A 22,361-nucleotide genomic window follows, 5' to 3' on the forward strand; every position below is an offset into this window, starting at 1 on the left:
CTCAAGATCGCGCCGCGATCGCCGCCGCAGCGCCGGCCATGGTGCCGGCGCTGATGCGGTTGGCGATCTTCATCGCCCGCTTGCTTCTCAAGAGCTTGCGCGCCTGCGATGCGGCGAGCACCCAGGTCAAATCGATGGCGACCAGGACCACTGCCATGGTCGCCGTCAGCTCGACCCAGCCGACCATGCTGACCGAACCGAGGTCGATGATGGTCGGCAGCAGCGCCAGATAGAACATCATGATCTTGGGGTTGCCGAGCGTCACAGCCATGCCGGCAAAGAACAGCTTGGCAGGAGAATCTTCGCGCGGCAGCGAACCTTCCTTCGCCTCGACCGGTGCCGTCCACATCTTCCAGGCAAGCCAGCCGAGATAGCTGACGCCGACCCACTTCACGACGACAAAGGCATAATGGAACGTCTGCGCCACCACAGCGAGGCCAAACACCGCCAGAGACAGCCAGATCGCTTCGCCGATCCACATCGCAAGCAGGAACGGAAACACGTCGCGGAAGCCCTTTGCGATGACCCGCGCCACAAGAGCGGCGATCGACGGGCCGGGCGAGCCGGCGGCAACAAGCAGGGCGCCGGCAAAAATCAGCAGCGACGTGAAATGCATGACGGGGTCTCGTTTGAAGTGTTTGGGGTGTTCAACATAACCCAACTGTTCCGGCGACGGTAGCGTCTACCGAAAGAAGGCTTGTCCGCCAGGCACCTCACGGCTAGAGATGTCGTTCCGAAATCCTTTCCGAGCTTCACTTTGCCTACGTAACCGCCGGTCTCGTCAACTCCCCCAACACAGAGCAGGGCGTCGCAGTCGCGGTGCCTGTTTTCACATGACCTGTTCTTCAGGGTGGCGGTTCGAGACCGGTTTGGCACTGCTGAACCGCTGTCGCGCATAACCACCCGCGACACCTGATTTCCAACTGCCGCAGTCTCTCGCCACGCCGTGCCCGCAAGGGGTTCTCAATATCGCCGATCTGACGAACTTCCCGACGGGAAGGGCTTTTCGGCATGCCTTCGATACTGCGCATCCGCTGGGCGATCGCGCCCAAAACCGCACCTCGACCTCACCTCAACTGCAATCGCTGCGGCGGCCTGAAAGCCTATCGCTGCAGCGGCAAATTCCGCGTCAATGCCAATGGCAAGCGCATTGACGCCTGGTTGATCTACCGCTGCATCGACTGCGACAATTCCTGGAATTTCGGCATTCTGGAGCGCTGCAGCCGCCGGGATATCGAACCGGCAATATTGCAGGCGCTCGAAAGCAACGATCCGGTCCTGGCGCGGCGCCATGCCTTCGATGTTGCCGCATTGCGAAGCAGTATCGGGCGCGTTGAGGAGTTCCCCGAAGCCGCCGTTCAAAAGGAGGTGCTCGGGGATAGACCGGAAAATACCAGAGCGCTCGAACTCCAGCTCTGGCTCGAAATGCCGACAGCGCTGCGGCTCGACAGGTTGCTCGCCAACGAACTCGGTGTCTCGCGATCGCGGCTTCAGGTTTGGGAAGAGAAACGATTGCTGGTCATTGGTCCGGACGGAGCCAAAGCCTTGCGCAGGCCGGCGCGGGCGGGAACGGCGATCCGCATCCACCTGTCTGGCGAACCAGACCGGGACGATATCATCTCGGCTGCCGCCGGATGAGGCGACGGCAAGGGCATCCGCAATCGGAGACAGTTGCGGCCAGAGGTCAATCGCCCTCTTTGGAGGCCGAGCCAATCAAACCCTTGGCCGCATCGAGATCGCTGTCGGCGACTTGCACATGGATCAAGCCGAGCCCGTGTCGCGAAGATAATTCGCGAGAGCACAAATTCCATACGCGTCGAGCATCGACACGCAAACTTCGGGCTCGGGTCGATTGTCGTATATGACAGCCGTGACGAGTTTACCGCTCACCGTGCGGTATTGCCCTTTATGCCGCGCCGACCACTTTCGCCGACTTCTCAAAACGCTTGCGCTCGTTCGGGTCGAGATAGAGCTTACGCAGCCGGATGGTCTTCGGCGTCACCTCGACCAGCTCGTCATCCTGGATCCAGGCCAGCGCGCGTTCCAGCGTCATGCGGATCGGCGGCGTCAGCTTCACCGCCTCGTCCTTGCCGGCGGCGCGGATGTTGGTCAGCTTCTTGCCCTTGAGCACGTTGACCTCGAGGTCGTTGTCCCTGGAATGGATGCCGATGATCATGCCCTGATAGACCTTGACGCCGGGATCGATGACCATCGGGCCGCGGTCTTCCAGGTTCCACATGGCATAGGCCACCGATTCACCCTGTTCGTTGGAGATCAGCACGCCGTTGGTGCGGCCCGGCAGCTCACCCTTATAAGGCTCATAGGCATGGAACAGCCGGTTCATCACGGCGGTGCCGCGCGTGTCGGTCAACAGTTCCGACTGGTAGCCGATCAGGCCGCGCGTCGGCGCGTGGAAGACGATGCGCTGGCGATTGCCGCCCGAAGGGCGCAACTCGACCATCTCGGCCTTGCGCTCCGACATCTTCTGCACGACGACGCCGGCATGCTCCTCGTCGACGTCGATGACGACTTCCTCGACCGGCTCCAGCAATTCGCCGTTATCGCCCTTCTGCATGACGACGCGCGGCCGCGACACGGCGATCTCAAAACCTTCGCGGCGCATCGTCTCGATCAGCACGGCCAGCTGCAATTCGCCGCGGCCGGAAACGAAGAACGAATCCTTGTCAGGTGATTCCTCGATCTTCAGCGCGACATTGCCTTCGGCCTCGCGCAGCAGGCGGTCGCGGATGACGCGGCTGGTCACCTTGTCGCCTTCGGTACCGGCCAGCGGCGAATCGTTGACGAGGAAAGACATCGTCACCGTCGGCGGATCGATCGGCTGCGCGTGCAGCGGCTCGGTCACCGACAGGTCGCAGAAGGTGTCGGCGACAGTGCCTTTCGACAGGCCGGCGATGGCGACGATGTCGCCCGCCTGCGCTTCCTCGATGGGCTGGCGCTCGAGCCCGCGGAAGGCGAGGATCTTCGAAATGCGGCCGGTTTCGACCTGGGTGCCGTCATGGTGCAGCACCTTGACCGCCTGGTTGGATTTCAGCGTGCCGGATTCGATACGGCCGGTGATGATGCGGCCGAGGAAGGGATTGGCTTCCAGGATGGTGCCGATCATGCGGAACGGGCCGGGATGAACGGTCGGCGCCGGCACGTGCTTGATGACGAGGTCGAACAGCGGCGCCAGAGCCTGGTCCTTCGGGCCTTCGGGGTTTTCCGAGACCCAGCCGTCGCGGCCTGAACCGTAAAGGATAGGGAAGTCGAGCTGCTCGTCGGTGGCGTCAAGTGCTGCGAAAAGGTCGAACACCTCGTTGACCACTTCGACATGGCGGGCATCCGGCCGGTCGATCTTGTTGATGACGACGATCGGCTTCAGTCCAACCTTGAGCGCCTTGCCGACGACGAATTTGGTCTGCGGCATCGGGCCCTCGGCGGCGTCGACCAGCACGATGGCCGAATCCACCATCGACAGGATGCGCTCGACCTCGCCGCCGAAATCGGCGTGGCCGGGCGTGTCGACGATGTTGATGCGGGTATCCTTCCAGTCGACCGAGGTCGCCTTGGCCAGGATGGTGATGCCGCGTTCCTTTTCAAGATCGTTTGAATCCATGGCGCGCTCGGCGACGCGCTGGTTGTCGCGGAACGAGCCGGACTGTTTCAGGAGCTGGTCGACGAGGGTGGTTTTTCCATGGTCGACGTGCGCGATGATCGCGATATTGCGGATTTTCATGTTTTGGTCTCGGGAGCGTTGCAGGCAGCAGGCCAAAAGGCGCTGCCTCTTTCGGTTGGGCGGCTCATACAGGGTTTTTCGCAATTGCGAAAGAGGAGGCGAGCCACCAAATAAAGTCACCAAATCTTAAATGTCTTGGTGTGAAGTGGAATTATTAACCAAGGCGGAACCTTTCGTGATCCGGACAGTTCGAATTTCATGATCGAGACAGGCATCAAACTCCGGCCGATTTTGGCATGTACCGCGCTCGCCGTCCTCCTCGCGGCAAGCGCGGCGCAATCGGCCGCGCCGTCCAAGGAGACGCGGTCTGCTCTGCCGTCCGACAAGCGCTCGGCAGAGCAGCTTTTTGCCGATGCTCCGGACGGCGTCGACCCGGTGGTGACCGGGCCGGTCAGCACCGCCTTCAAGCAAAGGCAAAAAAACGCCGGATGCGACAGCGCCGTCTGGCCCAAGATTCCCGTCGTCTGCTATCCCGATTGATGCACATCCACCTTCCGGGTGGTCCTAAAAGCCAATCTCACGCCGACCGCACCGGATCGAGCGTGACCTTGTAGAGTTCGCTGTCGTCGCGATCCATCAGCCGCACCGTCAACTGCTCGGTGGCTCCATCGATGTCGACGAGCCCGAAGAACTGCAGGCCGGCCGACGGCGGCAGGTTCTGACCCTGTTCGGCGGTCGGTGCCTTGATGAACCTCAGCTCCGGGCCGAAAGTGATGTCGAAAGCATTCGGTCCGAATGTGCCGGCGTGGATCGGACCCGAAACGAATTCCCAGAACGGATTGAAGTCCTGGAACTGCGCCTTGTCCGGATTGTAATAATGCGCGGCTGTGTAATGCACGTCAGCGGTTAGCCAGACGGTATTGCCGATCCCCGCGTTCTTTATATAGCGAAGGAGGTCGGCAATTTCCAGCTCGCGCCCCTTGGCCGGGCCATTGTCGCCATTGCTGATTGCCTCAGCCCCGACCTTCTTGGTGCCGTCGTTCCAGACGACGAGGCCGAGCGGCATGTCGGCGGCGATGATTTTCCAGGTTGCATTGGAATTCGCCAGCTCGCGCTTCAGCCATTTCGTCTGTTGTTCGCCGAGGATACGCGATTGCGGCGTCATCGTCTCCTGCATATTCGGACCGTTGGGGCCGCGATAGGAACGCATGTCGAGGAAGAACACGTCGAGCAGCGGCCCATAGGCGATTTTGCGGTAGACACGGCCGGGCTCCGACGGCTCGTAGCGGATCGTCGTCATTTCGTGGAAGGCGCGCGCCGCGCGTGCCGCCAGTACATGGATGGATTTTTCGGTGTAGCGGTCGTCGGCGCTCAGATCCTTCGAATCCGACCAGTTGTTCACCACCTCGTGGTCGTCCCATTGGTAGAACGTCGGGCAGATGGCGTTCAGCGCCAGCACGTTCCTGTCCATCAAATTGTATTTCCACTGACCCCGGTATTCATCCAGCGTCTCGGCAACCTTGCGTTTTTCGTCGATCAGCACGGTGTTCTTCCACTTGCCGCCGCCGGGCAGGTCGACCTCGTCCTTCATCGCGCCATCGGCATAGATCGTATCGCCCGAATGCAGGAAGAAGTCCGGCGTGTGCTTGGCGATCGTGGCGTAGGTCTTCATGCCGGTGTCGTCGATGCCCCAGCCCTGGCCGGCGGTGTCGCCCGACCAAGCGAAACGAATGTCGCGCTTCGAGGCAGGTGCCGTGCGGAAGCGGCCGACGATCGGCTCGGAAACGGCGTTGATATCGGAAAGATCGGCCGCGACCATGCGGTAGAAGATGTCCTGGTCGGAGGCGAGATCGGTAAGCAGCCGCTTCACCGTATAGTCGCTGGCCGGCGAGCTATCGAGCGGCGCCAGGCGGACGGCATTGGCGAAGCTCTCCGTCGGCGACACTTCGAACATGACGCGCGACGGCCGGTCCGTGCGCGCCCAGACCATGCCGCTGGTCGCGTCGACGTCGCCGGATTGGATCCCGTGGGTAAAGGCCGGGCGCTGATTGGCGCGCGAGTAATAGGGAAGCGCGAGGCCCGACGCGCCGACCAGGCCAACGGCGCTGGCCGACGTGACGAAAGCGCGCCGCGTCATCGAAATCTTGTTCATGGCTGTCTCCTGGATGGCGTTGAACGTCGCCGCCAAGCTCCAGCTTCAATGTTTCAGGCACATTTCGAAACGATGAAGGTTTGATAACAGTGAACAGGCGGGCGATCTCCCCCTCAACGGGGGAGATTAGCACTCAACTGTCGCACCCTAAGCCGCCTGCGGTTCCGGCTCGAAGGCCGGGCGGCTGGTGTTGATCAGCAGCGAGATGCAGGCGGCGGCTATTGCCGTCATACCGGCGATCAGGAAGGCAAGCTCGTAATTGCCTTGCAACTCGCGCATGGTACCGCCGAAGAAGGCCGCTGTCGCGGCGCCAACCTGATGGCCGGCGACGATCCAGCCGAAGACGATCGGTCCGCTGCGGTCGCCGAACGCCTCGTTGGAAAGCCTCAGCGTCGGCGGCACCGTGGCGATCCAGTCCAGTCCGTAAAACACGGCGAAGATGATCAGGCTGGTTGCCGAAAAGCCGGAATAGGGCAGATAGATCAACGAGAGGCCACGGATGCCGTAATAGACGCCGAGCAGCTTGCGCGGGTCGAAACGGTCGGTGAGCCAGCCCGATAGCGTCGTGCCGATCAGGTCGAAGATGCCCATCATCGACAGCAGGCCGGCGGCTTGCACTTCGCCTATGCCCATGTCGCCGCAAAAGGCGATCAGGTGCGTGCCGACCAGCCCGTTGGTGGTGAAGCCGCAGACGAAGAAAGTGGCGAACAGATACCAGAACACGCGCGTGCCGGCGGCGCGGCGCAGCGTGCTCAGCGTATGCGAAAGGAAATTGCCTTGCGCGGCCGGCGGCGCCGGCGGCACGTCGTCGGCATCGGCGCCATAGCGGACCATGCCGATCGAGGCCGGGCGCTCCGGCACCAGCATATAGACCAGCGGCACCAGGCAGGCGGTGGCCACTGCAATGGCGATGGCGACCGGCTTCCAGCCGCCTGACTGGGCGAGCGAGGCGAGCAGCGGCAGGAAGACCAGCAGCCCGGTGGCGCTGGACGCCGACATCAGTCCCATCACCAGGCCGCGATTGGTCTTGAACCAGCGGTTGACGATGGTTGCGCCGAGCACGGTGGCGACGGCGCCCGAGCTGACGCCGGAAAACACGCCCCAGGTGAGGAGCAGATGCCAGGGCTTGGTCATCAACAGGCTGAGCGCGGTCGATACCGACATCAAAAGCAGCGCGGCAAGCAAGGTGCGGCGCAGCCCGATCCGCTCCATCAGCGCCGCGGCAAACGGCCCGGTCAGGCCATAGAGGAAGATGCCAGTGGCAGCGGCCAGCGAGACGACGTCGCGCCGCCAGCCGAAACTGTTCTCCAGCGGCAGCATCATGACTGCCGGCGCCGAACGCAGGCCCGCTGCGATCAGCAGGCAAAGGAAGATGACGGCGACCACGACGAAAGCGTAGCGCTGGCCAAACGGGCGGGATTGAGCTATCATGTTACTGACCGGTACGTTGCAGGAGCGCGAAACATACGTACCGACCGGTAACATTGTCAACCAGCTAATCGGTACACCAGACATGAAAAGCATTGAACCAACGATCAAGGCGAATGACGCACCGCCGCCTCGCGCCGCCGAACGGATTCTCCAGGTGGCGCGCGACCTGTTTTACCGGCAAGGCATCAGGGCGATCGGCGTCGACGAGATCGTGCGGCGTGCCGGCGTCACCAAGCCCAGCCTCTACCGCAGCTTTCCGTCCAAGGATGAGTTGGCCGCATCCTATCTCCGGCACTATGATCTCGAATTTTGGGAGCGCTTCGACGAGGCGGTGAATGCCCATCCCGGCGATCCGCGCGCGCAGATCCTCGCCTTCCTGACGCGTGTCGGCAAGCGTACGCAAAGGCCCGATTATCGCGGCTGCGGCATGACCAATGCCGCAGTCGAATATCCCGAACATGGCCATCCAGCCCGCGTTGTGAGCGAAGCCAACAAGCGGGAATTGCGCCGGCGCCTGCGTGCCATGGCGGCAGAGATGGGCGCCGGCGACGCCGACACGCTAGGCGACGGGCTGCTGCTCCTGATCGAGGGCGCCTATATCAGCGGCCAGCTGTTCGGTGTCGGCGGGCCGGCGCAGTCGGTCGCCCGCAACGCCGACCTTCTGATCGAGGCAAGCTTGAAGAAATAGCGTTGCGTTTACCAGATCACTGTGAGCAGCCTGAGTTCGTCTAGGCTGCTGCTAGATTTGACGGTACGCTGCGGCAGCCCGAACGGAGTTGTCCGCCATGCGCGCTCTTTTGATCCCGCTTGCCTTCGCCGGCTTCTGCAACGCCGCCCGGGCTGGCGACATATCCAGCGTCTATACCGATCTCGTCTGGGAGAAGGACTGCGTGACTTATGCCCAGGCGGAGGAAGGCGACGGCGACTGGGCCGACCTCGCCTGTTCGGGTTATGGCGGCTACCCGGTGATGGTTTCCTACGACGACGCGCGGGAATCGCTGTTCTACGGCTTTCCACCCGGCGATATGACCACGGTCTGGGAAAGCTTTTCCGGCCTCAACTCGGCTGGACCTAAAGTCGAGTGGCGGATCGAAACCAACGGCAAAACTACCATTCCGTTCGCCGTCATTCATCGTCGCTCGATCAGCGATACCGAGGGCGAGAACAAGTCGACGGAAGTGTTGATCGTCGCCAAGGTTGCCCAGCCTGACACCCACGAAGGCTGCACGATCGGCCTTGTGCTCGCCACCGGCAATCCCGCCGCCAACGATCAGGCGCGCAAGCTTGCCGACGAGAAGGCACGCACCTTCGCCTGCGGCAAGGACAAGCGCGTAGTGATCGGCGACGCGCCCGCTTTCGGCCGCGTCGACAACTGATTATTTGCGCCCGATAATTACTTGCGCTTGGCCCGCTCGATTGCCTCGACGATCATCTTCTTGGCATAGGCCGCATCGTACCAGCCTTCGATCTTGACCCATTTGCCGGGTTCGAGATCCTTGTAGTGCTCGAAGAAATGCTGCACTTGCTGGCGGGTAATGTCAGGCAATTGCGTGTATTCGTGGACGTCCTCGTAGCGCAAGGTCAGCTTGGGCGAAGGCACCGCGATGACCTTCTCGTCCTGGCCGGCATTGTCCTCCATCACCAGCACGCCGATCGGCCGCACATTGATAACGCAGCCTGGCACCAGCGCGCGCGTGTTGCAGACCAGCACGTCGATCGGGTCGCCGTCGCCCGATAGCGTGTGCGGTACGAAACCGTAATTGCCGGGATAGCGCATTGAAGTGTGAAGGAAGCGGTCGACGAACAGCGTGCCGGCCTCCTTATCCATCTCGTATTTGATCGGCTCGCCGCCGATCGGCACCTCGATAATGACGTTGACGTCCTCGGGCGGGTTCTTTCCGCTGGCAATTGCTTCGATCCGCATCGCTTTATCCCTCTCTCGATTGAAGATCGATAGCGGCCGATGGCGAATGGTGCAATGCGGCGAATGGTACTGGGGGGATCGTCCGAAACCGAAACCGGCCGGATCATGCGCTGGCCGTCATTCCCAGACGAAAGCGACCTTCTTCAGCGCCTTCTGCTCGAATATCTCGACGCCCTCGGCCACATCGCGGCCGCCGGCGCCGGCATAGAAGGCAAGTGCGTTCTGATTGTCTTCCAGCGCCCACACCACCATGCCTTTCAGGCCATGGTCGGCCAGCCGTGCCCGTGCGGCTGCGAACAGCCGGCTGCCGAGCCCGATGCCTTGATACTCCGGCCGCAAATAAAGCTCGTAGATCTCGCCCTGCTGCCTGAGTTCACGTGCTCGGTTCTTGCCGATCGTCGCGTAGCCGGCAATTTTGCCGCCGATTTCGACGACCAGGACGGTGGCGGCCCGGCGAATGGCATTCGCCCACCAATCGGCACCGCGGCGGTTGATCATCGATGTCAGTGTACGATGCGGGATGATGCCCGAATAGGCGCCGCGCCAGGCCTCGAGATGCACGTCGGCAATGGCGGCTGCATCGCGTGGTTCGGCTTTCCTGATGTCGATGCTCAGCGTATTCATGATTGGTTAACCATAAACCCGCCGCGCCCGATTGCAAGAGTCCGGTCAGCCGCCGCGATGCTTTCACACAGCCGAACCGCGACACAGAAAGGGCCTGCCTGAAAATGCGCTCTGCCGAGGCGAATGGCGTGATTTTCGAGAACCGAAGCGCAGCGCACATTTGAGTCCGTGAGCATCGGAAGCGCAGAAAACCGCGTCAGTCGTCCGGCAGAGTAGCGTTTGCAGGCTGGCCCTTAGATTTCGACCAGATGGTCGTCCAGCTCGTTGCTGTCGCCGCTCGAGACCGGAAAATGCTCGGCCAGTACCGCACCGACCGCTTCGATCGCCTTGACGAACCCGTCGGCGAGCCGATCGTCGCCGGCATGCGCCGTAAGGTCGCGGACGACACCGTCCCAGACATGCTGGCCGACACGAGAATCGATGCCGCTGTCGGCGACCACCTCGGCATAGCGCTCGGCGATCGAGACGAACACCAGCACGCCCGTGCGCGCCGTGGTGCGGTGGACGTTGCGGGCGAGGAACTGCTTCATCGCATTGGCGTGGGCGGCTTGGTAGCGCAGACGCCTCGGCACCAAATGGATGCGCAATGCGGGCAATGCCCACAACAGGATGAGCACACTGGCAAGCGCCAGCAGCTCGGCGATGACGAAATGCGGCAAGCGGATCGACAGCCACCAGGCTTCCAGCCCGTAACCGACGGCGAGGCTGACGACGAGCATGCCGAGCATCGCCATGAAAGCGGCCGGGAAAAAATAGCCGTCGCTGGCATGCGCCACGACGCAGTAGATCTCGCCGTCGGTCTTTGCTTCGGCAGCGCGGATCGCATCGGCGATGCGCTCATGATCCTCGAGGCTGATCGGTCGTGTTGCCATGATTGATGTCTCACCAGCTTCCTGAAGAACCGCCGCCGCCGGACGAACCGCCGCCGCCTGAAAACCCACCGCCCGAACTTCCGGACGACCAACCGCTGCCGGAACTTCCAGACGACCAGCCACTGCCGGACGAGGTCCCCGACGTCCAGCCAGCGCCACCGGAGGATGACGACGCTGGCCCACGGCCGTAGCGGAACGTCATGCCCAGCCACTTGTACACGCCCGGCGACAGCTTCGTGCCGAAGATCGGCGGCAGGAATGCCATTGCCAGGCCGCCGAAGAACATCGTCGCCCACAGGACGATGAACAGAACGAAGATGGGATCGACAGGATTGTCATTCGCCGGATTGCGCTTGCCGCGGGCTTCCAGCTCTTCGGGATTGCCTTCCAGCACCATGATCATGTCATCGACGGCCTTGCTGATGCCGCCAGAGAAATCGCCGGCACGGAAAGCCGGCACCATGTCGTTTTCGATGATGAGCTTGGTGTGCAGGTCGGTCAGCGTGCCTTCCAGCCCATAGCCGACCTCGATGCGCATCTTGCGGTCGTTCGGCGCCACCAGAAGCAGGACGCCGTTGTTCTCCTTCGCCTGGCCCAGTTTCCAGGCGCGGAACAGCCGGTTGGCGTAAGGCTCGATTTCCTCGCCGTCGAGGCTGGGGATGGTCGCGACGACGATCTGGTCCGAACCCTTGGTCTCGAAATCGGCAAGCTTCTGCGTCAGCGCCGCCTCGGTTGCGGCATCGATGATGCCGGCATTGTCGACGACCCGTCCGGTCAGCGCCGGCAATTCGGCGGCAATGACCGCGAAGCCGACCAGCAGCACCGCCATGGCCATAAGCGCGGTGCCGATCGTTTTGATGAAACGGCTGAATTCCACCGGGCTGATGGCGTGTCTTGTCATCTCGTCACCAACTTCCCGAGGAGCCGCCGCCACCGGACGAACCGCCGCCGCCGGAAAACCCGCCACCGCTTGAACCCGACGACCATCCCCCGCCGGAACCTCCCGACCAGCCGCCGGACGACCGCCGGTTTGGCTCGAAGGTCATGCCCAGCCAGCGATAGCGGCCGGGACCGATCTTCTGGCCGAAGATCGGCGGCAGGATGGAGGCTGCGAGGCCGCCGAAAAAGATGATTGCCCAGATGGCTATGAAGATCGTGAAGAACAGATCGTCGCTGTTGAACGGCGCCTGCTGGTTGCGCTTGCCGCGGGCTTCCAGCTCTTCGGGATTGCCTTCCAGCACCATGATCATGTCATCGACGGCCTTGCTGATGCCGCCAGAGAAATCGCCGGCCCGGAAGGCCGGCACCATGTCGTTTTCGATGATCAACTTGGTGTGCAGGTCGGTCAGCGTGCCTTCCAGCCCATAGCCGACCTCGATGCGCATCTTGCGGTCGTTCGGCGCCACCAGAAGCAGGACGCCGTTGTTCTCCTTCGCCTGGCCCAGTTTCCAGGCGCGGAACAGCCGGTTGGCGTAAGGCTCGATTTCCTCGCCGTCGAGGCTGGGGATGGTCGCGACGACGATCTGGTCCGAACCTTTGGTCTCGAAATCGGCAAGCTTCTGCGTCAGCGCCGCCTCGGTCGCGGCATCGATGATGCCGGCATTGTCGACGACCCGTCCGGTCAGCGCCGGCAATTCGGCGGCGAGAACGATTAGAGGGAGCAGGAGAAAGGTTAGAACGAAGCCAAGAAAAATCAGGGCTGCGTTTCTTCCCACCCCCCTCCGTGGGGAGATGTCCGGCAGGACAGAGGGGGGCGCGAAGGAATACAAGGCCAACAGGCCCAGGCTCAACAGGCGCCGTTCACCCGCCTTGCGTGGTGTTGGTGCCGAAATCGACCTTCGGCGGCTGCATCTTATCCTCCTCGATGGTGAAATTCGCAAACGGCTGGTTGCCGCGAAACCACAAGGTCGCCCAGATCACCGACGGGAAGGTCCTCAGCGTCAGATTGTACTCTCTCACTGCCTGGATATAGTCGCGGCGGGCGACCGTGATGCGGTTCTCGGTGCCTTCGAGTTGTGCTTGCAGCGCCAGAAAGTTCTGGTTGGCCTTGAGATCGGGGTAGTTCTCCACCACCGCCAGCAGGCGCGACAGCGCGCTGGTCAAGCCGGCCTGGCTGTCCTGGAATTTCTTGAAGGCTTCCGGATTGTTCAGCGTTTCCGGCGTCACGGTCACCTGCGTCGCCTTGGCGCGCGCTTCGACCACGGCATCGAGCGTATCCTTCTCGTGCGCGGCGTATCCCTTGACCGTGTTGACAAGATTGGGGATGAGATCGGCGCGGCGCTGGTATTGATTCAACACCTCGCTCCATGCTGCCTTGGCGTTTTCCTCAGCTGTCGGGATGGTGTTGTAGCCGCAGCCCGCAAGCAGCGGCAGCATGACGGCCATGACCAGGAACGCAGCTATATTACGGAAGATTGGCGGTGAAGAAAGGCGCTGGGCAAGCATGATAAGGTCCCCTCGATAGCATTGGCAGGCGAAGCATTAGCACAATCCTTGCGTAAGAAAATGACTTCGGCCGAGAAGTGTTACTGGTTTCTGCCATTCACCGTCAGGCCCTGTGACAGACAAGGCGAACGGGTTAAGCTCGGCATGAAACGGGGTATCACCATGGCGAAACGCCACGACAGCGACGCGGAATCGCGCCGCATCATCGAACGGGTGGCGCGCGAGACCGACCCGGGCGGCACCTCGTTCCTTGCACGAACCACTAAAGGCGCGCGCGACCGCGTCACCGCGGCCGATGCCGACCGGTCGGATCCGATCGAATATTGGGGCACCCGCATCGGTCGGGCAGCGGGCTTGCTTATTGCCATCGGCCTGTTGATCTGGCTCGTGCTTTTCGTCACCAGGGGCAGTTAGGAAAAATCAATGAGTGCCGAAAAAACCGACGCGCCGCGCGCGGTCATCGTCGTCTCCAGCCATGTCGCACGTGGCTCGGTCGGCAACCGTGCTGCCGTTTTTGCGCTGGAGACGCTCGGCTTTCCGGTTTGGGCGGTGCCGACCGTCATCCTGCCCTGGCATCCGGGCCATGGCCGGGCCACCCGCATCGTGCCGCCGCTGGACCAGTTCAAGGCGCTGATGACCGACCTCGAGCGCGCGCCGTGGCTGGGCGAGGTCGGCGCGGTGCTGTCCGGCTATCTCGGCGAGGCTGGCCAGGCCGATGCCGTTGCTTCGTTGGTCGGCGCGGTCAAGGCGAAGACACCGGAAGCCCTCTATATCTGCGACCCGGTGATGGGCGATTCGGGCGGCCTCTACGTACTTGAGCCGACCGCTATCGCCATGCGCGACCGGCTGATGCCGATCGCCGATATCGCAACGCCCAACCGCTACGAGCTGGAATGGATGGCCGGCGCGCCGCTGCCCGACCTGAAATCGGCAATGGCTGCAGCCCTGCTGGCCGGCCCGCCGGCCATGCTGGTCACATCGGCGCCGGCGATGATGGCCGGCGGCACCGGCAATTTGCTGCTCACAGGCAGGGAGGCGCTGCTTGCCGAACACCGGCTCATCGACAAGCCGCCGAATGGGCTCGGCGACCTGACGGCTGCCGTCTACCTGGCGCGGATCCTGTCCGGCCAGCCGGCCGCCAAAGCTCTGCAATCGACCACCGCGGCGGTCTACGAGATCCTGGCGCGCACCGCCAAGCGCGGCGGCGACGAGTTGCAGCTCGAGACCGATGCCCAGAGCCTGTCGCACCCGATGGCGATGGTGCAGCTTCGCCATCTCCCGCATCCGGAACGGGACCGCCGGGCGTGACGCAGGCCGAAAACGCCGTGCCGCAGGACGATGCGCCCGAGGATGTTGCGCCCGGCCATGTTGTGCCCGAGGACGTTGTGCCCGAGGACGTTGTGCTTGTCGGCGTCGACGGTTGCAAGGCTGGCTGGATAGCCGTCCGCCGCGATCCCGGTGCGGCACCGTCTACAGCCGTTTTCCCAAGCTTCGCGGCGTTGCTCGACCGACTGCCCGTCAATGCGATCGTGGCGGTCGACATGCCGATCGGCCTGCCCGATTTCTCGCAAAGAGGCGGTCGCGGCCCGGAGGCGCTGGTGCGGCCGCTGCTCGGGGCCCGCCAGTCCAGTGTCTTTGCCATCCCCTCCCGCGCCGCGCTCTACGCCGAGATCGAAGCCTTCACCACGGTCGATGCCTGGTACGCCGCACATCGCAAGGCAAGCGAGGTGGCCAGGACGACATCAGATCCGCCGCGCGGCGTCTCGATCCAGGCCTTCGGCATCTTCGCCAAGATCCGCGAGATCGATTCGCTGCTGATCGCGCGGCCCGAATTGCGCAGCCGCGTCTTCGAATCGCATCCGGAAGTTGCCTTCTGCAAACTGAACGGCGACCGCGCTATGCGCCTGCCCAAGAAGATCAGGGGCAACATCAATCCGGCCGGCATGGCCGAACGCAAGGCGCTGCTTGCCCAGCATGGTCATAGCGAGGATTTTCTCGACCAGACGCCGCCGCGCGGCGCGGCCGCCGACGATTTCCTCGACGCCGCGGCGATGATGGTGGTTGCCGGACGCATCGTCAGAGGCGAGGCAATGCCGTTTCCGGATCCGCCGCTCGCCGATCGTTTCGGCATTCCAGTCGCCATTTGGGCCTGAGGACCAAGGCGTCAGGAGCGTGATTTGAGCGCCTCGTTGAGTGCCCACATATCCTTCTCCTCGGGCGCGGTCTCCAATCCGAGCACGGGAATTTGCTTACGCAAATGGTCGTGGTGGGTGCGCACGCCATATTCGAGATCGGAGAGGTAAAAACCTCCGAAGGCTTCGGACAGCATGGATTCGTTGGACCATATCGAAAGCTGCACGTCCTCGGCCAGCGTGTCGCGATCGATGCGGTAGGATAGGTAGCGGGCAGCCGCCTGTTGCCTGGTCTCGTCGTGATAGCGGTAGATGGCGCCGCGCAGCAGCGTCTCACCCGTCGACAGCGGGAATTCCTGATAGAACTGCACCGATTCCGGCATGATCGACAGCACGTTGTTTGGGAAGATGCCGTAGTAGATCCAGGCCTTGCGCAGGTGCTCCGGCAGGTGCTTCGCGTCGGGTGCGAGCTTGATATATTGCGCGACGCTCCAGCGCCGTCCGGCATGCGGATTGTAAGTGGCGAACGAGCGCGACACGCCGTTGACGAACGGCTCGTCGAAATAGGTCGCACCGTAAAGATCCTGCAGCGCCGGATGTGCCATGGCGACGTGGTAGCCTTCATTGTCGACGTCGCGCACCGACTTCCAGTTGACCGGCGTATTTTGGGTCCAGATGCCCCGGGACGGCACCATCTCGACCACGCCGTAATGAGCAATCTCGGCTTCGATCGGCTTCAACAGCTCGGCCACGGATGGCTGCGGCCCACCCTTGCGGAAGCGGATGAAGATGAAGCCCATCCAGATTTCGAGCTCGAGCGGCATCAGGCCGAATTCGGTCTTGTCGAGGTCGGGGAAGGAACGCGGGCGGGCAGCACCGCGCAGTGTGCCGTCGAGATTGTAGACCCAGCCATGGAAAGGGCAGACCAGCGCGTTCTTGCAAGTGCCCTGGCTGTCGGCGACAACGCGACTGCCGCGGTGGCGGCACATATTGTTGAAGGCGCGTACAACGCCATCCTTGCCGCGCACGATCAGCGCCCGCTCGCCGACCACATCCATCGTCAGATAGTCGCCGGCGTTCGGCACGTCGCAGACATGGCCGGCGATCTGCCAATGATTGCGGAAGACGTGCTCTTTCTCGAGTTCGAGCAAGGCGTCGGAATGATAGCTCCAGCCCGGCAGCCCCCGCCGATCCCAATCGTTGGGAATTGCCACGTCACGCAGATGCGGGTTCATAAAGGCTCTTTATTTATTGAATGCTCGTTCAATAAAAGCATATTTTCCGTTGAAATGCAATGGCTTGCAAAAATGGGGAGAATTCTTGGCGGGAAATCGAGCCGGATTTGAGAGCCGAGTCCGAACGATCGAAGCCGGGAAAATCCCGGGAATTCCGGACGTTAATCCCCTCACGCTTGTTGAGCGCCCGACGCTCCGTGGGCCTGGAAAGGCGACGTGGATCTGGTGCCGTGGGTAGCGGAAAAGAGAATGCCACCTGTGCTGCAGCTACGCCTGATCGGTTGCCCAGGAATGGCTGCGGGCTTGGTTTCATGCCGGTTACACAATCGTTAATCCATCATCGTTGGTCGGTTACAAGGTGCGATTAGGTTCGTTTCAACGGAGGAAAGAAGAAGACCGAAGGAAACGACGATGCGTACGAAAATCCAGATCACCGATACCGACCTTCGCCAGCAGGGTCCCCGGCGTAACGACCGGCGCCCGACACTGGCGCTGCGCCAGCGCGCCAGTGATCATCCAATGGCGATGTTCATGCTGCTGGCGTCCGCCGCATTTGCCGGCATGGCGTTGACGCCGACCGTCGGTCCGGCCTTCGCCTCACTGAACCCGCCGGCCAACCTCATCGATGGCGCGACGACTACCACCAAGACGGCGCGCCTGCCGATTTCGGAGATCGATTTCGCCTGCAAGGGGCAGGCCTGGGGCGCCGAGAGCCTGGACTGCCTGCGCGTCATCGCCGCTCAGTCGGGCAAGGCACGGCCGGTCCGCATGATCGCCAACGCCGCCCCGCTGGCCGATACGCCGAACGTTTTTTGATTTTTTGCGAGCGCCCTCCAGCACTCCAGTCAGGCTCCCGCCGCAATGTCGGCCGGGAGCCCTTTTTTCTTCCGGGAGAGATGGCGGAGTCTAGCCGCCCAGAGCGGCCTGCTCGGCAATGGCCGAGAGCACGCCGCGCACATCCAGCGTGCTGAACGGTTTTTCGAGGATTGGCGGCCGTTGCGGCGCCGGTAGCGCCTCGATCTCGCCTTTCGCGCCGATCAGATCGCCGGTGACAAGCACGAAGCGCCGCGCCAGACCCGGCAATTCGCCGAGTAGCTCGCGATAGGCGGCTATGCCGCTGGTGCCGGGCATGCGCAAATCGGAAAACACGATGTCCGGCGGGACATGGCCACTCAGCGTCGCGGCGGCCGAGACCCAGGCCGGCACGATCCGCGACTTGATACCCATCAACTCCAGAATGTCGGACAGCGACGCGGCGACATCCGGCTCATCGTCTATGATCAGCGCGTGACGCAAGCCGCTCGACCGCGACGGAGCTTCGCCGGCGGCGGCCGCGCCGGCCGCGATCGCCGGCAGCTGCACGACAAAACGCACACCTCTCGGCGAAACCTCCTCGAACCAGATATTGCCATTGTGCCGCTCGATGATCGATTTCGAGATCGACAGACCGATGCCGGTACCGACACCGACCGGCTTGGTGGTGAAATAGGATTCGAATATGCGTGAACGTATCGCTTCCGGCACGCCTGGTCCGTTATCCTCGACCGAGAATCCGGGATTGCCGCGGTCGCTGCGAAACGTCCGGACCTTGATCCGGCGGTCGCCGGCAACGCCGGCCAAGGCATGCTGGCTGTTGATGAGGAAGTTGGCGGCCACCTGCGTCACGTGGTCGGCATCTGCCATGGCCAGCAGCGGGCCGCTGGCGAAATCGGTGTCGATGATGATGCCGCTCGACCGTGCGCCATAGGCGGTCACTTCGAGTGCGGCGCGGATCACCTGGTTGAGGTCGGTTTCGGCCTGTGCGGCCGGGTGCAGGCGGACCATCGACAGGAAGCTCTTGACGATACGGCCGCAGCGCTCGGCAGCGGCGCGCACTTTTTCGGCGCGCACTTTGGTCTGTGGATCGGCGGCGAATTCGTGCAGCAGCGTCGACTGGGCGACAACCACGGCCAGCGGATTGTTGAGCTCGTGCGAAACGCCGGCAAGCAGCGAGCCCATTGCCGCCATCTTCTCGTTCTGGTGCAGTTTTTCGCGCTGGCGGTTGATTTCCTCCTCAGCCCGCAACTTGTCGCGCAGGTCGCGGATCGAGCCGAAGATCAGCTGGCGATCGGCGACCCGCATCTCGGTTGCCGTCAGCTCGATCGGGAAAACCTCGCCAGCGGCATTCTGGGTGACCGTTTCAAGCCGTTGGCCGACCATCGGCGCGCCGCGGCCCGACATGTATTCGGCGCCAGACGCATAGCCCTTGCGATAATATTCCGGCACGACCGTATCGAGCAGGTCCTTGCCGAGGATATCGCTGCGCCGATAGCCGAACATCTTCTCGGCGGCCGGATTGAATTCGATGATCGAGCCGGTCTCGTCGATGACGATGATAGCATCGAGCGAGGCCTGCAGCATGGTGCGGCGAATGACGTCGCTGGCATGCGCGTCGGACGGCGACCGTTCGATGGCATCGCCGATGGCGAGTGCCACCATGTGCAACGCCGCCTCTTCCTGGTCGGTCCATTCGCGTTCGTGGATGCAGTCGTTGACCGCCAGCGTGCCCCACAAATTACCGTGCGAAAAGACCGACACCGACAGGAACGACTTGATGTTCTGCTTTTCGAAATCCGTCCGCAGAAAGCCTTCGAGATCGCGTGTGTGCCCGGCGAAGATCTTGCCTTGACGCTCGTCCTCCGCCAGCCGTTCCAGCAATGGGTCTGAATCGACGACCGACTGCATGATGACGGTTGGTGACGCCAGCTCGCCGCCAAACCGGGGGGCGATCCAATAAGCGGCGACCGACTGGGCGAAGCCCTGGCCGGGCAGTTCGCGCAGGCGAAACAGGATGCCGCGGTGACAATCCATGGCTTCGCAAAGCGTTTGGAGAATACCCTCCATCTCGCGCTGCCAGTCACCGGCTTCGCGCAGCCGGCGAACCACATGCACGGCCACCATCGCCGCGCCCTGCCTGGCGCCCTGCACGTCCACGCGTGTTGTTTCAGCCGTCATGATCAGCCGTCATTTCCTGGCCGCGGCTTCCTCAAGCCGTCGCCTTAGTTATTTTCGCCGACTGGCAGCGAGAAGATATAGCCTTCGCCGCGCACCGTGCGCAGGAATTTCGGATTGGCCGGATCCGCCTCGATCTTCTTTCTCAGCCGCATGATGCGGATGTCGACGGCGCGGGACGATTCCGGATCCTCGACGAAACCGATCGCCTCGGAGATCGCCGCCCGCGTCAACAGCCGGTTGGCGCGCGTCAGGAACACCTCCAGCACGTCGAACTCGCTCTTGGCCATGTCAATGACCGCGCCGTTGGCGCCGGTGACGAGCCTGCCGTCGAGATCGGCGTGAAAGGGTCCGAAGCTCACGGACCGGCGGCCGCCGGATGTTTCAGCCTTGGCCTTTTGTGGCTCGGTCGGCTCCGGAACGCGACGCAGCACGCTGCGCACCCTGGCCAGCACTTCGCGCAATTCGTAAGGCTTGACGATGTAGTCGTCAGCGCCGAGCTCCAGTCCGACGATGCGGTCGAGCGCGGTACCGGCGGCCGTCGCATAGATGATGCCGATCGGCATTTTCGACCGCATCCAGCGCCCGAGCGACAAGCCGTCCTCGCCCGGCATGGCGATGTCGAGAATGGCCAGATGGAAGGACTGCACTTCCAAGAGGTCGCGCGCCGCCGCCGCACTTTCGGCCGTGGCCACATCATAGCCGCTGGCGCCGAGATACTCGGCGACCGCGTCCCTGAGGTCGGGCTCGTCCTCGACGATGACAATTCGTGCACGCACGATGCTTTCGCTCCCGCTTTCAGTGGAAAGTAGATTGGGTATAAACATGATGTCCAGCACTCTTCTTGGGTTGCCGTATGCGGGGTAGAAAAACATGGCTGCACGATCCGTTATCGCGCTTGTTTCCGTCGCTGAAGTAATTGCCACCGATCTCGCCGATCATCTCGAGCGGCGCGGTCATGACGTCCGTGCGGCGCGACAGCCGTGGGAAGCCGAATCGCTGCTTTCGGAAAAGGGTATCGATGTCGTGGTTGTCGGCGACAGCGTCAGCCAGGCGGAGGGGCGAGACCTGCTCAGGCGACATGGCGGCGAAGGTGGCCCGGATTTCATCCTGATCTGCCGCCCGGCCGATCTGGTCGACAAGGTTCTGGCGCTCGAACTCGGCGCCGCCGACGTCGTCGAAAGCCCGCTCAATGTCAGGGAGCTTGCCGCTCGCGTCGGCGGCCTTCTGGCTCGGCGCGGCAGGAGCGCCGGGGAACTGATCGTGCTGGAGAACGCGACCGTCGATCTCCGATCGGCCATTGTCATGCACCGCTCGGGAACCGAAGAACAGCTGTCCCCCGGGCAGGTGGCGCTGCTTAGGCTGTTCCTGGCCAGCCCGCGCAAGGTGCTGACGCGGGACGACATCATCGCCGCCGCGCCCGCCGAAAATGCCGAAGCCTTCGATCGGTCGATCGATTCGCGCATCGTGCGGCTGCGCCGCAAGCTCGATACCGAAACCATCACCACCATACGGGGTGCCGGTTACCGGTTCGATCCGCCGACGCAATTCGCCGATTGAAGGCAGGACGGCCACCCTTTTGTCTTGAGCATCGGGTTTTTCCAAAACCGGTTTCCGCTTTGGGGTCCGATGCTCTTCAGCGCACCACGAGAAGCGACGGGCCGGACGGCATGTCACTGTTCGTACTGACCTCGCCGGCATGAGCACGTTCCTTCAGCAGCACGGTGGCGAGGCCGGCAATGCCGAGCAGCCCCTGGACGTAAAGCAGGGCGGAAAGCATGGAAGCGGCGAATTTCGTTTTCATCCTGTTCGCTCCTCAAAATTGGAATTTACGGGCACTTCAGGGGAACCCCCGAAGCGCCCGCGCCGCCAGCGGAGCCCCCCGTTGCGGCGCGGGCCTTCGGTCCTCTCGGCTGCAAGTTGCCGGAGGCGCCGCGCATCCTCAACGGCCCTAAGCCGCCCCCGCCAGAGGGGCTTGAGCCGGTCGACGCGCAGGCTGGAAAGTGTCCAGATCAATCCAGGCCGTAGCGAAAACAGTGTTGGCTTCCGATCGTTCGTTGACCGCTGTTTTCGTTAGGTCAACTTTGCCTGTTCGGTGTATCCGGATCATGCCGCCGACGCTGCGCTTTGTTGCAGCTCGGTTTCGGAGTCAGGTGAATTCCTATCAAACGAAAGGCAATCGCGTATTGGCGCCGCGGTTTGGCCGATCCGCCTGGGCAGACACGCTACGTCATGACGACGTTTGTGCAACTGCAAGCTGCTTTGTCCGGACCTTTTTTGTTAACCAGGGGAAACAGAATCGAAACACAAACGAGCATCTTGCGAAATCGGCTTGAAACATGACGCCCCGATAAGCCGGTCATCAATTGGGCCGGCCCCGACCGGCAGAATAGGGGAGACATCATGTACACTGCCATTTCCGCCAAGCTCATCAACATCGCCGCCGCCGTCATCACCGGTACTGCCTTGCTTGTCAGTGCCGGCAACGGCGCAGCCCACGCCGCCGCCAACAAGATCGTCGCGCGTGTGTCGCTATCGCAGCAGACCATGGAAATTCTGGTCGACGGCCGGCCGACATTCGCCTGGAAGGTTTCGACGGGCGACAGGACGCACGTCACACCGACCGGTTCGTTCAAGCCGACCCGCATGCATGAAATTTGGTATTCGAAGAAATACGACAACGCCCCGATGCCGCATTCGGTGTTCTTCAACGGCGGCTACGCCGTACATGCGACAAGCGCCATCAAGCGCCTCGGCCAGCCGGCCTCGCATGGCTGCGTGCGTCTGCATCCGGACAACGCCGCCGATTTCTACCAGCTCGTCGAGGTCTTCGGCCCGGCCAACACCAGCATCGTCATCGTCAAGTGAGCGATGCTGCT

Annotated in this window: 24 protein-coding genes; 10 read left to right on the forward strand and 14 right to left on the reverse strand. The window is 62.6% G+C overall.

Annotated features, from left to right (window positions below; all coding sequences use genetic code 11):
- Position 1: 1 nt before the first annotated feature.
- Positions 2–616 carry a LysE family translocator gene (locus tag NKH17_RS17810; protein WP_352479554.1) on the reverse strand — a complete coding sequence of 205 codons (615 nt, stop codon included), beginning with the start codon at positions 614–616 and terminating at the stop codon, positions 2–4.
- A gap of 395 nt (positions 617–1,011) precedes the next feature.
- Between NKH17_RS17810 and NKH17_RS17815 the strand changes: the two genes are divergently transcribed.
- Entirely contained in the window at positions 1,012–1,638 is a 627-nt protein-coding gene (locus NKH17_RS17815; protein ID WP_352900998.1) for a DUF1062 domain-containing protein, read from the forward strand.
- Between the two features lie 268 nt (positions 1,639–1,906).
- Here the strand turns inward: NKH17_RS17815 and typA are convergent, their stop codons facing one another.
- A complete protein-coding gene (gene typA, locus NKH17_RS17820; RefSeq protein ID WP_254817743.1) occupies positions 1,907–3,736 on the reverse strand; it encodes a translational GTPase TypA in 1,830 nt (609 codons plus the stop codon).
- A 198-nt stretch (positions 3,737–3,934) separates the two neighbouring features.
- On the opposite strand from typA, the gene NKH17_RS17825 reads away from it, so the two are divergent.
- Entirely contained in the window at positions 3,935–4,216 is a 282-nt protein-coding gene (locus NKH17_RS17825) for a hypothetical protein (RefSeq protein WP_352479551.1), read from the forward strand.
- Positions 4,217–4,253: 37 nt separating this feature from the next.
- Here NKH17_RS17825 and NKH17_RS17830 read toward each other — a convergent pair whose 3' ends face one another.
- Together NKH17_RS17830 and NKH17_RS17835 are read right to left on the reverse strand one after the other, a co-directional pair.
- Positions 4,254–5,828, reverse strand: coding sequence for an alkaline phosphatase D family protein (locus NKH17_RS17830; protein WP_352900995.1), 1,575 nt, complete (start codon positions 5,826–5,828; stop codon positions 4,254–4,256).
- Positions 5,829–5,975: 147 nt separating this feature from the next.
- Entirely contained in the window at positions 5,976–7,259 is a 1,284-nt protein-coding gene (locus NKH17_RS17835; RefSeq protein WP_352801529.1) for an MFS transporter, read from the reverse strand.
- Between the two features lie 82 nt (positions 7,260–7,341).
- On the opposite strand from NKH17_RS17835, the gene NKH17_RS17840 reads away from it, so the two are divergent.
- Positions 7,342–7,947, forward strand: a complete 606-nt coding sequence (locus NKH17_RS17840; protein ID WP_352509069.1) for a TetR/AcrR family transcriptional regulator — start codon at positions 7,342–7,344, stop codon at positions 7,945–7,947.
- 97 nt (positions 7,948–8,044) lie between these two features.
- Entirely contained in the window at positions 8,045–8,635 is a 591-nt protein-coding gene (locus NKH17_RS17845) for a hypothetical protein (RefSeq protein ID WP_352801527.1), read from the forward strand.
- A 17-nt stretch (positions 8,636–8,652) separates the two neighbouring features.
- On the opposite strand, the gene ppa is transcribed toward NKH17_RS17845, so the two are convergent.
- From ppa to NKH17_RS17875, 6 genes are all read right to left on the reverse strand, one after another.
- Entirely contained in the window at positions 8,653–9,183 is a 531-nt protein-coding gene (gene ppa, locus NKH17_RS17850; protein WP_023721304.1) for an inorganic diphosphatase, read from the reverse strand.
- Between the two features lie 117 nt (positions 9,184–9,300).
- On the reverse strand, positions 9,301–9,807 hold the full coding sequence (locus NKH17_RS17855; protein WP_254817749.1) for a GNAT family N-acetyltransferase: 507 nt from the start codon (positions 9,805–9,807) through the stop codon (positions 9,301–9,303).
- A 233-nt stretch (positions 9,808–10,040) separates the two neighbouring features.
- Positions 10,041–10,679 (reverse strand): TPM domain-containing protein, encoded by a 639-nt coding sequence (locus NKH17_RS17860; protein WP_352801525.1) that lies wholly within the window; start codon positions 10,677–10,679, stop codon positions 10,041–10,043.
- Between the two features lie 10 nt (positions 10,680–10,689).
- A complete protein-coding gene (locus NKH17_RS17865) occupies positions 10,690–11,514 on the reverse strand; it encodes a TPM domain-containing protein (RefSeq protein ID WP_352971569.1) in 825 nt (274 codons plus the stop codon).
- Positions 11,515–11,584: 70 nt separating this feature from the next.
- Positions 11,585–12,394 (reverse strand): TPM domain-containing protein, encoded by an 810-nt coding sequence (locus tag NKH17_RS17870; protein WP_352509073.1) that lies wholly within the window; start codon positions 12,392–12,394, stop codon positions 11,585–11,587.
- Between the two features lie 85 nt (positions 12,395–12,479).
- Entirely contained in the window at positions 12,480–13,124 is a 645-nt protein-coding gene (locus NKH17_RS17875; RefSeq protein WP_352740819.1) for a LemA family protein, read from the reverse strand.
- Between the two features lie 162 nt (positions 13,125–13,286).
- Between NKH17_RS17875 and NKH17_RS17880 the strand changes: the two genes are divergently transcribed.
- From NKH17_RS17880 to NKH17_RS17890, 3 genes are all read left to right on the forward strand, one after another.
- Positions 13,287–13,538, forward strand: coding sequence for a hypothetical protein (locus tag NKH17_RS17880; protein WP_352801974.1), 252 nt, complete (start codon positions 13,287–13,289; stop codon positions 13,536–13,538).
- Between the two features lie 9 nt (positions 13,539–13,547).
- Positions 13,548–14,432, forward strand: coding sequence for a pyridoxal kinase PdxY (gene pdxY / locus NKH17_RS17885; protein ID WP_352801523.1), 885 nt, complete (start codon positions 13,548–13,550; stop codon positions 14,430–14,432).
- A gap of 77 nt (positions 14,433–14,509) precedes the next feature.
- Complete coding sequence (locus NKH17_RS17890; RefSeq protein ID WP_352801972.1) at positions 14,510–15,277, forward strand: DUF429 domain-containing protein; 768 nt, start codon at positions 14,510–14,512, stop codon at positions 15,275–15,277.
- An 11-nt stretch (positions 15,278–15,288) separates the two neighbouring features.
- Here NKH17_RS17890 and NKH17_RS17895 read toward each other — a convergent pair whose 3' ends face one another.
- Positions 15,289–16,491, reverse strand: coding sequence for an aromatic ring-hydroxylating oxygenase subunit alpha (locus tag NKH17_RS17895; protein ID WP_352801521.1), 1,203 nt, complete (start codon positions 16,489–16,491; stop codon positions 15,289–15,291).
- A 411-nt stretch (positions 16,492–16,902) separates the two neighbouring features.
- Here NKH17_RS17895 and NKH17_RS17900 point away from each other — a divergent pair, with 411 nt between their 5' ends.
- The gene (locus NKH17_RS17900; RefSeq protein ID WP_352801519.1) at positions 16,903–17,307 is read left to right on the forward strand and encodes a hypothetical protein; all 405 of its coding nucleotides are present in this window, start codon (positions 16,903–16,905) and stop codon (positions 17,305–17,307) included.
- Positions 17,308–17,397: 90 nt separating this feature from the next.
- On the opposite strand, the gene NKH17_RS17905 is transcribed toward NKH17_RS17900, so the two are convergent.
- Together NKH17_RS17905 and NKH17_RS17910 are read right to left on the reverse strand one after the other, a co-directional pair.
- Complete coding sequence (locus NKH17_RS17905) at positions 17,398–19,485, reverse strand: PAS domain S-box protein (protein WP_254817756.1); 2,088 nt, start codon at positions 19,483–19,485, stop codon at positions 17,398–17,400.
- Between the two features lie 44 nt (positions 19,486–19,529).
- Complete coding sequence (locus NKH17_RS17910) at positions 19,530–20,309, reverse strand: response regulator (RefSeq protein ID WP_254817757.1); 780 nt, start codon at positions 20,307–20,309, stop codon at positions 19,530–19,532.
- Positions 20,310–20,355: 46 nt separating this feature from the next.
- On the opposite strand from NKH17_RS17910, the gene NKH17_RS17915 reads away from it, so the two are divergent.
- Positions 20,356–21,042, forward strand: a complete 687-nt coding sequence (locus NKH17_RS17915) for a response regulator transcription factor (protein ID WP_292663715.1) — start codon at positions 20,356–20,358, stop codon at positions 21,040–21,042.
- A 76-nt stretch (positions 21,043–21,118) separates the two neighbouring features.
- Here NKH17_RS17915 and NKH17_RS17920 read toward each other — a convergent pair whose 3' ends face one another.
- Positions 21,119–21,286 (reverse strand): hypothetical protein, encoded by a 168-nt coding sequence (locus NKH17_RS17920; protein ID WP_352901062.1) that lies wholly within the window; start codon positions 21,284–21,286, stop codon positions 21,119–21,121.
- 599 nt (positions 21,287–21,885) lie between these two features.
- Between NKH17_RS17920 and NKH17_RS17925 the strand changes: the two genes are divergently transcribed.
- Positions 21,886–22,350: a L,D-transpeptidase gene (locus tag NKH17_RS17925; RefSeq protein ID WP_254817760.1), complete on the forward strand. Its 465-nt coding sequence runs from the start codon at positions 21,886–21,888 to the stop codon at positions 22,348–22,350.
- The last annotated feature ends 11 nt before the right edge of the window (positions 22,351–22,361 follow it).

The organism is Mesorhizobium sp. M1334, from assembly GCF_040317995.1.
Taxonomy (GTDB): domain Bacteria; phylum Pseudomonadota; class Alphaproteobacteria; order Rhizobiales; family Rhizobiaceae; genus Mesorhizobium.